The sequence below is a fragment of the Pseudogracilibacillus sp. SO30301A genome (assembly GCF_037072025.1).
Classification (GTDB): Bacteria; Bacillota; Bacilli; order Bacillales; family Amphibacillaceae; genus Pseudogracilibacillus.
Genome location: NZ_JAXHDD010000015.1, coordinates 71387 through 84483, shown reverse-complemented (window position 1 = coordinate 84483; position 13097 = coordinate 71387). Strand labels below are relative to the sequence as shown.

The following is a 13097-nucleotide window of genomic DNA, read 5'->3' as shown; positions in this document are numbered from 1 at the left end:
AGATAAAAAACGAGTATCTGTGGGCAAACTGTCCGCACTAATTTTTATGTAAAAAAGAGAAAATGAGTACATCGCAAAAAGCTCTTTAAGAAATAAGCTTGCATTTTTTTTTAGAAACAGATATAATATATATTGTCGCTAAAATTCAGCACGTTTCTTATCAGTGACAAATGCTTGTTTAGCAACATTATACATATGATTTTTAAAACGTCATATATCTTAACTTATTCCACAGTAGCTCAGTGGTAGAGCAATCGGCTGTTAACCGATCGGTCGTAGGTTCGAATCCTACCTGTGGAGCCATTCGGAGAGCTGTCCGAGTTGGTCGAAGGAGCACGATTGGAAATCGTGTAGACCACTAACGTGGTCTCAAGGGTTCAAATCCCTTGCTCTCCGCCAGCATAAATACTGGCCCGTTGGTCAAGTGGTTAAGACACCGCCCTTTCACGGCGGTAACACGGGTTCGAATCCCGTACGGGTCACCATTATTTTATATATTAAAATAGGATATTGAGGAAGGTATGTTAAGAACGCGATTTCCTATCGTGCACATCCTGTCTAGTCGGAGGATTAGCTCAGCTGGGAGAGCACTTGCCTTACAAGCAAGGGGTCGCAGGTTCGAGCCCTGCATCCTCCATCATGATTTTCAATTTAAAGTTAGTGTTTAAATTGAGATGACGTAAGACTCAAAATCCTGCTCTACAAGTACAAAATATAATATTTTTTATATTTGTAGGGTGGAGCATGTCTCACATGCGAGGAGTGCGCAAACACGACGAGACTCCACAAAAGAAATACCGCTACTCAATAGCGGGTACCAAACTATATATTTTATTATATCGCGGGGTGGAGCAGTCTGGCAGCTCGTCGGGCTCATAACCCGAAGGTCGCAGGTTCAAATCCTGCCCCCGCAACCAAATAACTTTAATACGTTGTACTTTAGTGTATCCTATAAACTATAATAAATGGAACTTAAGTGCAACCAATAAATCTTTACGAGTATTTTCAATAATTATTACTAAAATATTATATAATTGATTAATTTGACTAATACCAATCATTAATGGTATTTTATTATTGGTAAGTTTTTTAACGGTCCGGTAGTTCAGTTGGTTAGAATGCCAGCCTGTCACGCTGGAGGTCGCGGGTTCGAGTCCCGTCCGGATCGCCATATTAACGGCTCGATAGCTCAGTCGGTAGAGCAAAGGACTGAAAATCCTTGTGTCGGCGGTTCGATTCCGTCTCGAGCCACATTTAATATCAATATTGATATTAATAATGTCAATACGCTGGAGGGGTAGCGAAGTGGCTAAACGCGGCGGACTGTAAATCCGCTCCCATCGGGTTCGGCAGTTCGAATCTGCCCCCCTCCACCACTAAATATAGGGGTATAGTTTAATGGTAAAACGAAGGTCTCCAAAACCTTTGATGTGGGTTCGATTCCTACTACCCCTGCCATAAGTGAATAATTATCCCTAATGATGATGGCGGTCGTGGCGAAGTGGTTAACGCACCGGATTGTGGCTCCGGCATGCGTGGGTTCAAATCCCACCGGTCGCCCCATTTATTTTTCATTGGGCTATAGCCAAGCGGTAAGGCAACGGATTTTGGTTCCGTCATTCCTAGGTTCGAATCCTAGTAGCCCAGCTAGCTTGCGGAAGTAGTTCAGTGGTAGAATATCACCTTGCCAAGGTGAGGGTCGCGGGTTCGAATCCCGTCTTCCGCTTATAGTATGGCGGCATAGCCAAGTGGTAAGGCAGAGGTCTGCAAAACCTTTATCACCGGTTCAAATCCGGTTGCCGCCTCCAAAAATAAATGTATTGCCAGTGTGGCGGAATTGGCAGACGCGCGAGACTCAAAATCTCGTTCCAGCAATGGAGTGTCGGTTCGAGACCGACCACTGGTATCTGAAGTGTTTTAAATAGAGTTTTATAAAATTATTAAGGTCACTTGGAATGTTGATACAACAACGTTTACAAGTGTTTTTTTATTAGTTTTATTTTTACTGTTTTTGATAAAATATGATAGAGTTTGAAAACTGAATGTACAAATTATGTACATTTTTTATCAGACTATACTATCAAATACATAGGTTGCCTTCACAGAGTCTTCTTCTTTTAATTCATATGATGATGAGTTTGAAACCTACTCAATACCATATTAAATCAAATTTAGAAGTAGGTATTTACGATAAACCTAAATTAGGATTACTATCAGAAGAAACTCCACAGCTTTTTAGAGACGAGACAGGGGTGGATCCATACTCGTTTGCCACAGGTTTATTAAAAATGAAATCAGAAACAACAAGTACTGCTTGAGCGATTGATAAGTGATTATGAAAACTTGGAAATGGTAGTAAACTTACAACAGGAAGAAATCAATGAACTGAAAGAGGTTAGTTAAATTGAATCAAGATGTAAATAAAATAATCAATAATTTAAATGATGAGTGGGCAAGCGAAATGACTTTAAAGAAAAGCGTGTCGCGCTATTTAATTAGAAGAAAACGATCGATTAAGAGAAGAAAATAAGAAGTTAAAGAGAAGGAGGAAAAGCAAAATTAAACTGAAATAGTAAGATGAAATGAGAACATTATTGATGATGAAGTTGTTTCTGTCCGGGTTCATAACAAAATGCCGACATTAAAGAATAAAACAGATTGTTGCTGAGGTATTTAAAAATCAAGTAGATGAGATAAACGCTGAATAGGCGTTATTTTTATGGTTAAATTTTGGCTATTTGTCGTAAAATGACGGTGGGAGGGAATGAGATGGATGATAGAGATTTAAAGTTAAAGTATTGATGAATGGAAAAAGAAATTAATTGAGCAACTTAAAAGTTTTCGAAATTCTAGAGAAGGGTTTACTTATGATGATTTTGAGGATTATGTGAATGAAATTCGATAGTTGAATTATTAAAAGAAGGAACCGCTGCTCATGGAATAGCGTTACAAATCTCTAATGAGGGCATTTCAAATCTGACTGATTCTCAGATAGAAAATTTTGTAAAATACGGACTTAACGAAGATAATTACAGATATGAATGTCCCATATGTATAGAGGAATTATCATTTGACGAAATATTTAATACGATTGATAACGGTATGTGTTCATATTGTAAGTATAAATTAGATAAAGAATGTTTATGAGTAAGGAATCTACAAAGTAGGTGTCTATTTTTATGTCTAAAAACAGGAGGTAATTATGGAAGCATTATTTAAATCATTATCGCTATACATTGGGGCAATCATAACATTTTTACTAGGGGGGTTTTAGTATTATTTCATCATGGATTATGTGCTTGGAATTTTAGTTGCGGCAGTACTTAAACAAGCTGTAGAAACTTAAATAATAAATCTAAGAGTAGCGATAAACTCGCTACTCTTTTTTAAAAAGTAAGAATATGTATTAAGCCTGCGATATTTTTGATCTGACTATTAGAAAAATTAAACCGATTGGTGCAATAAATATTGTAAACATGAATAACATAATAATTTTAAATAATTTATACCCGATAAAGATAAGGATGTTGATTCTTAATTCAAGGCCTCCAAAGAATAAGTCAATGACCGAATCATAAATGATAGTTGCGAACGGGAATAAAATTGCACTTAAAATTATGAAAATTTTTATCGATGTCGAACCACCTTCGTATATATAATTCCATGCAAGGTAAGCGAATGCTATACCAATGATATAAGTTTTGATTAAATATTTTAAATTAAATTGACTATAAATGTTCTTAAAAACACTCACAATCCTTTCACCTCCATAAAGGACATTATAGTAAAGAAAACTATTTTTGTTAAATTTTCATATTTATTTTTGGGAAGGTGGTAAGGATAAACGCTCACGTATAACGAAAATTGCAAGACATCTCTCAGCTACACTAGGAAGCGTCGGAACAGCTGTGTACCGTAACCAGATTGCTGACAACATTCCAGTTGATACTCCACCTAAGGCGGCCGAGGCTGCTAGTGACACCCTGGTAGGCGCTGCGGAAGCAACCCAAAAACTCTCTGATCCACTGGGTATGGAACTTCTTGCCATTGCTAGGGAAGCTTTCACCAGCGGGATGAATACAGTCGCGACAGTAAGTGCAATCATGTTAATTGGTGTAGCAATTTTTGCTGTGTACATTGGTTGATTTCTTTCGGCTTGATCTTTATTGTAGAACAAATAGTTTAACCATAATATTCGTCATCAACACTAACAAAAGCCACATTGTAAGCCATTATCAATATCAATCATTTTTTGAATAACTTTTGAATCTAATGGATATATGAATTCCTTAAATACAGTTTTTATGGTATGATTGTCCATGATGACTCCTTATAATTTGGGATTTGGACAGGACTACCATACCCTAATTATAAGGATTTTTTGTGTGTTTGCACACTGAAAATTGCCATTCTTCAAAAATATCTGTTAAATAAATAGCTTGACTTTTATATAAAAACTTTATGCAACGCTAGTGATAATTTCCTAGACAATTAAAAAGATGTCAACTAAAGGGAAAAAGTTGACATTTTCATAATCTGATTTAAACCGTTGTTCCTACTGGATTTGGAGCTTTTTTTTCTGTTTTTTAATGTTTTTCCACCCTCCTGTTAGAGTGAGGGGGTTAATACTGGGCAGGGCAAGCCCTGCTGGTTTACTTGTTCATTCCAATATCACTATCAGAATGCAGACATAATTTCAATGTTTCTTCTGGTATTTCACTTCCTCGAACATGCTCTTATAAGAAAGTTTTTTTCCATAATTTAAGGTAAAGTAAAAAATAGACGCTCATTTTGAACGTCTATCTGTTAGAAACTTTGAACTTTGTACGAATTCCACTTGAACACTGCCTGAAAACGTTAATTTTATAAGGTTTTTTTATGTTTTCTTATGTCAGCAGGCTTAATCACCCTCTTTATTTTTTGTTATTAGAATCATTTTTGTTCCTTGAGTAATTTTCGAATTCATTACCAAACTCTGTTCCATAATTAGGTCTATCTGTATCAATATTATTTTCATTAGATGCATTAATACCAGTGAAAAAGATTGTTAAGGCATACAACCCACTTAATCCAACTAAAGAGTAAATAATTCTTGATAATAAGGATTCTTGTCCTCCAAAAATCGCTGCAACTAAATCAAAATTGAAAAATCCAATTAACCCCCAGTTAATAGCTCCTATAATAACCAAGGCTAATGCGATACGTCTTAATACATCCATAAATACACATCCTTTAAATAAGTTTTAATATTTCTTGCATGTCATATTTTTACCTATTTAGGATTAAATATTTACTTTTTTGATAAAATTCTTCTCAAGCCGCTAACCGATGGTAAAGGATAAGCGACTTATTTTTCATGGAAGAAAAGAGGGCTTAAACGCCCTCTTTAAAATATATTATTTTCATCTGTTTGATTTTGGTTGTTACCTCCATTTTATATAATAAAGTCTGATTGAACTCATGAGCCTTGATATAATAAGGATTCATGAGTTTTTTGTTTGATTCAGAATACAATATAAAGTGATTAAACTGTAAATGTTTTTACACAGATTTTATACAATCATATTCACGTGATAGTTATCTCTCTTTTGAATACTTGCCAAATCGATTCTTGTAGCGAATATGGTTCTGTAGGGCAAGGAACAATTCATTAGCTTGACCCGCATGATTTTTGAAAATGGCTAAAGCTGTATGCTAAATAAATTCTTTACGATGCAAATAAGTTATAAATAACTCTAATGCTTTTGTTTGAAATGGGGAATTCGTTATATATGAGAATTGACGGGAAAACGGTGTTCCTTTAACTCGTAAGATGACTAAATCTCCATTGTTTAATTCTTTTTGTATCGCCCATTTTGATAAAAGGCTAACCCCAAGACCTGCCGCAACTACTTCTTTAATTGGTTGTGTACTACTAAATTCCATCGTTTTTTCTGGTTGGATACCTAATTTGAACAATAAAGTATCCATCGCCTCCCGTGTACCCGAACCTTTTTCACGTATAATCCACATCGCTTTACTTAATTCAGATACAGGAATAGTAGATTGATGATGTAATGGATGTTTTGAAGATGCCACGATAAACAACTCATCTTCTGTAAATATCTTTTGAAATAAATTTGTTTTTTTAATCCTTCCTTCGACAATACCAATGTCTAATTGATGACTCTCCACTAATTCTGCAATATGTGTTGTATTCCCTATCGTAACGATCGGCTGAATATCTGGGTATTCCGGTTGCATGATCGAAATAATCTGTGGTAACACATATTCTCCGAATGTATAACTTGCCCCGATAGTCAATTTTCCTTTGGCTTTATTCGTTAATTCCTCAATTAAGCTTTCCATTTTTGTATATAGCCCGATAATTTCTTTTGCATGGTGATAAACAATTTCGCCTGCTTTATTTATACGTACATATTTATTCGTTCGTTCTAACAATCTTGAACCTATGTCTTCTTCCAACAAACGAATGTATTGACTTACTGCTGGTTGTGTCATGTGCAGCTCCTCTGCTGCTCGAGAAAAATTTTGGTGTTCAACGACAGTAACAAATACTTCTAAATACTTATCCATTTTTATACTCACCCTGACTAATCATAAGTGATTGCTTATTAAAATAATTATAAATAATTATTTTACTTATGCAAATGAACTGATTATCCTGTAATAAGGAGGTGCATCTATGGATTCACAACAACAGCAGAGGAAACCACAAATAACCCCAGCATTAACATGGACAGCTGGAGTGCTATTTACTTTTTTTATTGCCTTGTTAGGATTTTTACTTGCTAAAGTTCCTGGTTTTAGCCATATTGGTCAATTGGCAAGTGCTATTTTTATTGCTGTATTATATAGGCAGTTTTTCGGTTATCCTGAAGTGATTAGAAACGGGATTACATTTTCATCGAAAAAATTATTACGGTTAGCTATCATATTATACGGCTTAAAACTTAATATTGATGTCGTTTTTCGTGATGGTCTTGGGTTACTCGTCCGTGATACCATCATAATTGCGTTTGCTATTCTATTTATTATATGGTTAGCAAAATTATTAAAAGCGGACAGATCCATTTCATTACTACTCGGTGTAGGTACTGGAGTTTGCGGTGCTGCGGCTATTGCCGCCATTGCTCCGATTATCAAGGCGAAAGATGAAGATACAGCAATAAGTGTTGGCGTTATCGCTTTAATGGGAACTGTCTTTTCGATTATTTATACGATTATTAGACCAATCCTCCCACTTGATGTAATTGATTACGGGATTTGGTCTGGCATGAGTTTGCATGAATTAGCACACGTGGCTATTGCAGCAGAACCGGCGGGGAACGATGCATTAGCTATTGCATTATTAACTAAATTAGGACGTGTATTCTTGCTCGTACCACTTAGTTTTATATTTATTTATATGATGAAACGAAAAAATGAAGATGCTAAACAACGTAAGACAAAGGCTCCGTTTCCATATTTTTTACTCGGATTTATTTTATTAAGTATATTAGGCAGTTACGTATTCGGACATTCTATTCCTGTATCAGGTGAGATATTACAAACAATAAATAACATTACAACATGGTTATTAACAGCAGCGATGGTCGGTTTAGGGCTTAATGTCAGTTTAAAAGATGTGCGCACAAGGGCATTAAAACCACTTATGGCAATGATCGTTACATCTATTTTAGTTTCCTTCATTGCTTATGTACTTATTTAACTAGAACAAAAGGATTAGTAAGTATTTAAGGTAAATTTTATAGTTTTTATTACTTGTATTAGTTAGATGAATGGAAAAATTATGCAAATACATTTTCTAATTTCAATCAATTTAATTAGGGAAAAGATTTACCTTCTATTATCTTGCTATACTAAACAGTCAGTTTTTTCCTTATCATTTATTTGTAATAAAATGTAAAAAAGTAACAAGGAAACATATTTTAATAGTAGGAACCATTCTGAATAAAACGAACGAAATTAGAATGTTACAAGATAGTGGGTAAAATACAGTTTAAATAAATCATCAATTCAATAAAATGTGTCGAAGACAAGGAAACAAATTATTGAAAAGAAATAGCGTTACAAAAAAGGCTTGGAAACCTCCACACACGGGTTCAAACCTTTTTGGAATCTAATATTTTAGTTTTTCCATAAAAACGGTTTACATCTGTCTGTCATTTGAGCTGGTGTCTAAGGGAAAACTAAGTCCGCTGCAATCTTGCTGACGTCTTTAATTTGTCGAACTCGACATTCTACTCCTTTAGATAAGCTGTCAGCCATTGGACATCCTGGTGTTGTTAAAGTCATTCGAATGGTAACACTTTAATAATTGAAATGACATGAGCGATTGTTGTTCCTGTTAAAATGAGATGAGAAATAAATGACGAAACCGATTTGAAGCAGTACGCCGATAATTAAACCTAGGATACTGACGATAAATAAAACAACGCTCAGTTTTTCATTAATCATTTCTCCCATTGTAGGTACTTATTCATTGCCGATTCTTTCTGAATATTTATGTATCCACCAAAGTACTGGAACGATCTTATATAAGTATCCTAAAATACTGAAGATAATCCAGCTCCAGATTGTGGGGTTTGTTATGTTAAACATAGACAATATTAATGCAATAACAGGAATCGTGTAACCAATAATAATTGCTAAAACTGTAAAAGAAAAAGATTTTATCCAATTTTCTACGTAGTCTTACATCAGCTACAAAAGTACCCCCATCATTCATCATCCTTTGTATAAATTACTTTCCAATGCTTTCTTTCGATTTTCTCTGCATCATAAGTAAAACCTTTTCTCTTGAATACTTTGTGAAGAGGAACTGGATTAAATGGGGCATGTAGAATTAAAGCTTGACCTTCTTTTAAGCTTTTTACAGCACCTATAATTTTATCAAATGGTTCTTTTTTTAAGTAAATCAGTTTTCTTACACTAAGATCACTCCTCAAATATTTTCATTTACATATCCATGATGATCATTTTCAATTAGTAGTCTGTAATTAAAATCACTTTAAGAGGATGCTCAAAAAGTCCGGTAAAAATGACACTGCGAATTCCTTCGTTGGCTTGTTTCTCCGCTACTCATGTATCTAAATGCATACATTCCGCTGCTCGAAACCGCGCCGCCTCGAACTTCTTGATCCTTTTTATCCTTTTTGAACACGCACTTTAAGATTTTTTGGATTTTAAATTTATGGTATTTTATGGTAGAATAGAGTCGGTAGTAACTGTGAGGGATTTTATGACGAAAAATTATAGGAATTTGATCATGTCGGTGATGGTTTTATGTGTGCTTGTTCTTATACATAACTTTTTTAGCCATGAATCATATTTTGGGGTAGTTGAGATTGAAAATAGAAAAATAATTGATGGAGATTTTTTAATGACATTACGTTTTGAAATGTTTAATGAATCTATTGTGGAAACAATTGAGATAGAAAAGGATATGCCGGTTTATTATGATCGTGATAATAGAGTGACGAACATTGAAATGGCGTGGGATCAATGTGACGGCCGGACTACTTATGGAGCTTATATTCATAAAAATCATTTTCCGTATAATTTGATCCGTGGAAAATATAGTATGAAAAGCTTGTATATCGATTCGTAATAAAAAGTCGCTCCTATTATAGAAGCGACATATCAGTACGTCGTTAATCCGGTGGCATTTTGTAGCCAATACGAAAATTATCGTATTGGTGTTAAGTTATCTTGGTATATTTCATTTTTAGCAGTATAAACTGCATCTTCATTATTCCACATTCGTGAATTCTACGCCATCTTAGATAATGGTTTTTTCCTTCAAAAGAAAAGCCTGTGGGTAAAGTTTTTGAAGTATTGTATAGAATGATACGTGTTAAGATTGTTAGAATTGGATGATAGCAATAAGGTAATTTTTCTGCTCCTTTTTCATATATTTAGTCCTCTGGCGTTATTTATTTATAATCCATTAATCATGGATTATAAACATAAAGAGTCACGGTATTCAGTATGGCATTCATTCCATGTTATAATTTAAATAGGGAAAACGTAAGTGGAAATAGTGAGGGTGTTTTATTACGGTTTGAAAGTAGTGAACAGACTTGATTTATGCTCGAATTTTGGTGTTTATGATTGGAAATCTTATTTTTAGTTTGGGGATTTCCATAACGATTAATATGCAACATTTAGGAATTCATCCATGGGACGTTTTAAGTGTTGCATTATTTGAAAAGATTGGGTTATCGATTGGTTCGTGGAATATTATTATTGGCATTCTTTTAATTACTGTTTCTCTCATTCTTGATCGAACTTATGTAAAATTCGGAACAATAGCGAATGCAATACTTATCGGTATGTTTGTCGACTTTTATTTATGGCTTGATTTTTTACCACAAGCGACACACACTTGGACGGATGTTGGTGTGATCCTTTCAGGAATCGTTATTATGGGGATTGGTGGTGGTATCTACAATGGTGCTGGAATTGGATCAGGACCTCGGGATGGGTTTATGCTTTCGATTGCTGATAAAACGGGAGTTTCTATTGGAAAAGTGAGGATTATTACGGAAACGAGTGTGTTACTATTAGGATTATTGATTGGTGGGCCTGTATTTATTTTTACATTTGTATTTACGTTTATCCAAAGCCCGATATTCCAGTTTGTTTACTTAAAAGTTGCGGATAACTTGAAAAAGTATGAGGTAAAGATGAACGAACAAAAGTCTAGAGCGATGTAAAAAATGAAGTTTATTATTGCAAAACATCCGCTTGACAAAAAGTTCTGCGGATGTCTATCCTAATAGCTATTTAATTTATTATTGCTTGTTCTACGAGATAATGATCCAAATTAACATCGAGTTCTTCCGCCTGCACTATTTTTGCTAATTGACTACCAATAAAAGGACCTGTAGTTAACCCTGAGGCACCAAGTCCATTTGCGATTAAGAGTCCTTTAATGGAAGGAAGGGAACCAAAAATCGGCAAATGATTGAACGTAAATGGCCTGAAGCCGACCCGAGTTTCTGCGATGGAGTATTCTGCTAAACTGGGGGCAACTTTAATCGCTTCATCTAAGATATAATGAATTCCACCTGCAGTGATCTTCATATCAAACTCGGAAATGTTGTTATGGGTTGCACCAATTACAATTTTACCGTCATCAAAATGTAAAATATATTGGTTGTTTGGCGGTGTTACAACTGGGAGCGATGAAGTATCTAGTGAATCAGTTTTTAGATGAATGATTTCACCTTTTTGAGCAGATATCTTTAGATCAATTCCCAACGGTTTTAAAAGTTCTGGCATCCATACACCATTCGTTCCAATGACGATATCGGAATCAATATATACTTCACCAGTACGAACACCGGTAACTATTTTATTTTCGTAAATGAGTTCTGCATTTCCTTCTATATAAGTAGCACCGTGTTTTTTTGCAGCAGCAATGAGCGCATCTCGGAGCGCATCTCGGAGCGCATCTCCGTCTAATCGTGCAGCACCTTCTATAAATAAAGCATGATAATTTCCATTTAAATAAGGAATTTTCTCATTCGTTTCCTCGATACTTAACAGGGAAATTTTACCCATTTGTGGTGCGCCCTCTCTTCTTTTTAAGGCAATTTCCTTTAAATTAAGTAAATTCTCCTTGTCTGTATGTAACCGAACTGCACCGACTTTTTTGTATTTAGTTTTATTTTCGCCATTAATATGTAATTCAGAAATTAATTCTTCTACATAAGCTGCCCCTTTTCTAGCCAATTCATACCATGCTTTGTTTCTACGTCGGGTTATCCATGGGCAAATAATACCCGCTGCAGCGGATGTTGCTCGACCTTCTTTATGATGGTCAACTATGGTAACGTCTGCACCTGTTCGTGCAAGATTATAAGCTGTAGTTGCACCGATAATCCCAGCTCCGACGATAACGATCTTCTTCACTTTTAAATTCCTACTTTCTTCCTAAAACTGTATTGTGTGTTGCTTTATTATTTTGTAAAATATATCATAACATAAATTAAACCTATTTTAGGTTGAAATGTCGAAAAATGAAGATAATTGGTAAGGATATGAGTCAAATATGTAACTAAATGTCGTAAAATATGTTAATCTATAACATATAACTATTGAATTAGGGGTATGGTCATGGGAAAAAAATTAATTTTTGGGCATAAGAATCCAGATACTGACTCAATTTGTTCAGCGTTAGTTTATGCCAATTTAAAAACAAAATTAGGAATGAATGTAGAAGCGGTTAGATTAGGTTCATTAAATAAAGAAACGGAATATGTATTAAATTTTGCAGAGGTTGAAGCACCTCGATTAATTGAAAAAGTTGCAGAAGACGTAGAAGAAGTAATTTTAGTTGATCATAACGAATTTCAGCAATCTGTCGATAATATTCGTGACGTTAAAATAGCAGAAGTGATTGATCATCACCGTATTTCAAATTTTGAAACGAATGATCCCCTCTATTTTAGAGCTGAGCCTGTAGGATGTACGGCAACTATTTTAAATAAAATGTTTAAAGAAAATGGTGTGGCGGTATCCGAAAAAGATGCAATTTTATTACTGTCAGCAATTATTTCTGATACATTGCTTTTTAAATCACCGACATGTACACAAGAAGATGTACAAGCTGCAGAAGAACTCGCTAACATTGCGAAAGTAAATCTTGAAGAATATGGGTTAGATATGTTAAAAGCAGGAACGGATCTGAGTGACAAATCGATTGCGGAACTTTTAGCGATGGATTCAAAAGAATTTATGATGGGTCCTTCAAAAGTGGAAATTGCGCAAGTGAATGCAGTTGACCTTGAAGAAATTTACGAAAAGCAAGGCGAAATAGAAAAAGAAATTGAAAAAGTTATTGAAGAAAAGGATTTAGACCTCTTTTTATTAGCTGTAACAGATATTATCAATAGTAACTCGGAAGTTTTAGCATTAGGAAAAGCAAGTAGAAATGTTGAAGATGCCTTCAATGTACAATTAGCTGGTAACCGTGCGCTATTAAAAGGAGTAGTTTCACGAAAAAAACAAATTGTAACGAATTTAGGTGCGACTTTTCAATAATCGAAAAGAAAAAAAGCTTATTTACTCCAAACTAAAGAAATGAC

Annotated in this window: 12 protein-coding genes and 14 tRNA genes; 19 read left to right on the top strand and 7 right to left on the bottom strand. The window is 34.7% G+C overall.

The features are described from left to right. Positions 1–228 precede the first annotated feature (228 nt). The 15 genes from SPD89_RS09780 to SPD89_RS09710 all read left to right on the top strand — a co-directional run bounded on the left by SPD89_RS09780 (position 229) and on the right by SPD89_RS09710 (position 2318). Positions 229–303, top strand: a tRNA-Asn gene (locus SPD89_RS09780). A gap of 3 nt (positions 304–306) precedes the next feature. Then, a tRNA-Ser gene (locus tag SPD89_RS09775) sits at positions 307–399 on the top strand. Between the two features lie 11 nt (positions 400–410). Further along, positions 411–485 (top strand) — tRNA-Glu (locus tag SPD89_RS09770). A gap of 79 nt (positions 486–564) precedes the next feature. Continuing rightward, positions 565–637: transfer RNA gene (locus SPD89_RS09765), tRNA-Val, on the top strand. A 203-nt stretch (positions 638–840) separates the two neighbouring features. Beyond that, positions 841–917: transfer RNA gene (locus SPD89_RS09760), tRNA-Met, on the top strand. 177 nt (positions 918–1094) lie between these two features. Then, a tRNA-Asp gene (locus tag SPD89_RS09755) sits at positions 1095–1171 on the top strand. A 7-nt stretch (positions 1172–1178) separates the two neighbouring features. Next, a tRNA-Phe gene (locus SPD89_RS09750) sits at positions 1179–1251 on the top strand. Positions 1252–1291: 40 nt separating this feature from the next. Then, positions 1292–1376, top strand: a tRNA-Tyr gene (locus SPD89_RS09745). Between the two features lie 8 nt (positions 1377–1384). After that, positions 1385–1458: transfer RNA gene (locus tag SPD89_RS09740), tRNA-Trp, on the top strand. 29 nt (positions 1459–1487) lie between these two features. Then, positions 1488–1563 (top strand) — tRNA-His (locus tag SPD89_RS09735). Between the two features lie 12 nt (positions 1564–1575). Continuing rightward, a tRNA-Gln gene (locus SPD89_RS09730) sits at positions 1576–1647 on the top strand. Between the two features lie 7 nt (positions 1648–1654). Further along, a tRNA-Gly gene (locus SPD89_RS09725) sits at positions 1655–1726 on the top strand. A gap of 8 nt (positions 1727–1734) precedes the next feature. After that, positions 1735–1808, top strand: a tRNA-Cys gene (locus tag SPD89_RS09720). A gap of 14 nt (positions 1809–1822) precedes the next feature. After that, a tRNA-Leu gene (locus tag SPD89_RS09715) sits at positions 1823–1906 on the top strand. A gap of 232 nt (positions 1907–2138) precedes the next feature. Beyond that, positions 2139–2318 (top strand): hypothetical protein, encoded by a 180-nt coding sequence (locus SPD89_RS09710; RefSeq protein ID WP_336261759.1) that lies wholly within the window; start codon positions 2139–2141, stop codon positions 2316–2318. 1088 nt (positions 2319–3406) lie between these two features. Here SPD89_RS09710 and SPD89_RS09705 read toward each other — a convergent pair. The 4 genes from SPD89_RS09705 to SPD89_RS09690 all read right to left on the bottom strand — a co-directional run bounded on the left by SPD89_RS09705 (position 3407) and on the right by SPD89_RS09690 (position 6576). After that, the gene (locus tag SPD89_RS09705; protein ID WP_336261758.1) at positions 3407–3754 is read right to left on the bottom strand and encodes a hypothetical protein; all 348 of its coding nucleotides are present in this window, start codon (positions 3752–3754) and stop codon (positions 3407–3409) included. A gap of 63 nt (positions 3755–3817) precedes the next feature. After that, on the bottom strand, positions 3818–4138 hold the full coding sequence (locus SPD89_RS09700; protein WP_336261757.1) for a hypothetical protein: 321 nt from the start codon (positions 4136–4138) through the stop codon (positions 3818–3820). Positions 4139–4913: 775 nt separating this feature from the next. Next, positions 4914–5219, bottom strand: coding sequence for a DUF378 domain-containing protein (locus tag SPD89_RS09695; RefSeq protein ID WP_336261756.1), 306 nt, complete (start codon positions 5217–5219; stop codon positions 4914–4916). A 475-nt stretch (positions 5220–5694) separates the two neighbouring features. Continuing rightward, positions 5695–6576 carry a LysR family transcriptional regulator gene (locus tag SPD89_RS09690; RefSeq protein WP_336261755.1) on the bottom strand — a complete coding sequence of 294 codons (882 nt, stop codon included), beginning with the start codon at positions 6574–6576 and terminating at the stop codon, positions 5695–5697. 109 nt (positions 6577–6685) lie between these two features. Here SPD89_RS09690 and SPD89_RS09685 point away from each other — a divergent pair, with 109 nt between their 5' ends. Then, positions 6686–7711, top strand: coding sequence for a YeiH family protein (locus SPD89_RS09685; RefSeq protein WP_336261754.1), 1026 nt, complete (start codon positions 6686–6688; stop codon positions 7709–7711). 470 nt (positions 7712–8181) lie between these two features. Here the strand turns inward: SPD89_RS09685 and SPD89_RS23010 are convergent, their stop codons facing one another. Together SPD89_RS23010 and SPD89_RS09680 are read right to left on the bottom strand one after the other, a co-directional pair. Then, the gene (locus SPD89_RS23010) at positions 8182–8298 is read right to left on the bottom strand and encodes a hypothetical protein (RefSeq protein ID WP_442961107.1); all 117 of its coding nucleotides are present in this window, start codon (positions 8296–8298) and stop codon (positions 8182–8184) included. A 425-nt stretch (positions 8299–8723) separates the two neighbouring features. After that, complete coding sequence (locus SPD89_RS09680) at positions 8724–8951, bottom strand: DUF2249 domain-containing protein (RefSeq protein WP_336261753.1); 228 nt, start codon at positions 8949–8951, stop codon at positions 8724–8726. Between the two features lie 293 nt (positions 8952–9244). Here SPD89_RS09680 and SPD89_RS09675 point away from each other — a divergent pair, with 293 nt between their 5' ends. Together SPD89_RS09675 and SPD89_RS09670 are read left to right on the top strand one after the other, a co-directional pair. Continuing rightward, a complete protein-coding gene (locus tag SPD89_RS09675; RefSeq protein WP_336261752.1) occupies positions 9245–9613 on the top strand; it encodes a hypothetical protein in 369 nt (122 codons plus the stop codon). Between the two features lie 472 nt (positions 9614–10085). Continuing rightward, positions 10086–10721 carry a YczE/YyaS/YitT family protein gene (locus tag SPD89_RS09670; RefSeq protein WP_336261751.1) on the top strand — a complete coding sequence of 212 codons (636 nt, stop codon included), beginning with the start codon at positions 10086–10088 and terminating at the stop codon, positions 10719–10721. A gap of 70 nt (positions 10722–10791) precedes the next feature. On the opposite strand, the gene SPD89_RS09665 is transcribed toward SPD89_RS09670, so the two are convergent. After that, positions 10792–11922, bottom strand: a complete 1131-nt coding sequence (locus SPD89_RS09665; protein WP_336261750.1) for an NAD(P)/FAD-dependent oxidoreductase — start codon at positions 11920–11922, stop codon at positions 10792–10794. Positions 11923–12126: 204 nt separating this feature from the next. Here SPD89_RS09665 and SPD89_RS09660 point away from each other — a divergent pair, with 204 nt between their 5' ends. Continuing rightward, the gene (locus SPD89_RS09660) at positions 12127–13053 is read left to right on the top strand and encodes a manganese-dependent inorganic pyrophosphatase (RefSeq protein ID WP_336261749.1); all 927 of its coding nucleotides are present in this window, start codon (positions 12127–12129) and stop codon (positions 13051–13053) included. Positions 13054–13097 lie beyond the last annotated feature (44 nt).

What these genes read in the sequence shown, in the direction of transcription:
- SPD89_RS09685 (WP_336261754.1), top strand. Translation starts at nt 6,686, where the DNA reads ATGGATTCACAACAACAGCAGAGGAAACCACAAATAACCCCAGCATTA.
- SPD89_RS09675 (WP_336261752.1), top strand. Translation starts at nt 9,245, where the DNA reads ATGACGAAAAATTATAGGAATTTGATCATGTCGGTGATGGTTTTATGT.
- SPD89_RS09700 (WP_336261757.1), bottom strand. Translation starts at nt 4,138, where the DNA reads ATGTACACAGCAAAAATTGCTACACCAATTAACATGATTGCACTTACT.
- SPD89_RS23010 (WP_442961107.1), bottom strand. Translation starts at nt 8,298, where the DNA reads ATGACTTTAACAACACCAGGATGTCCAATGGCTGACAGCTTATCTAAA.
- SPD89_RS09695 (WP_336261756.1), bottom strand. Translation starts at nt 5,219, where the DNA reads ATGGATGTATTAAGACGTATCGCATTAGCCTTGGTTATTATAGGAGCT.
- SPD89_RS09690 (WP_336261755.1), bottom strand. Translation starts at nt 6,576, where the DNA reads ATGGATAAGTATTTAGAAGTATTTGTTACTGTCGTTGAACACCAAAAT.
- SPD89_RS09660 (WP_336261749.1), top strand. Translation starts at nt 12,127, where the DNA reads ATGGGAAAAAAATTAATTTTTGGGCATAAGAATCCAGATACTGACTCA.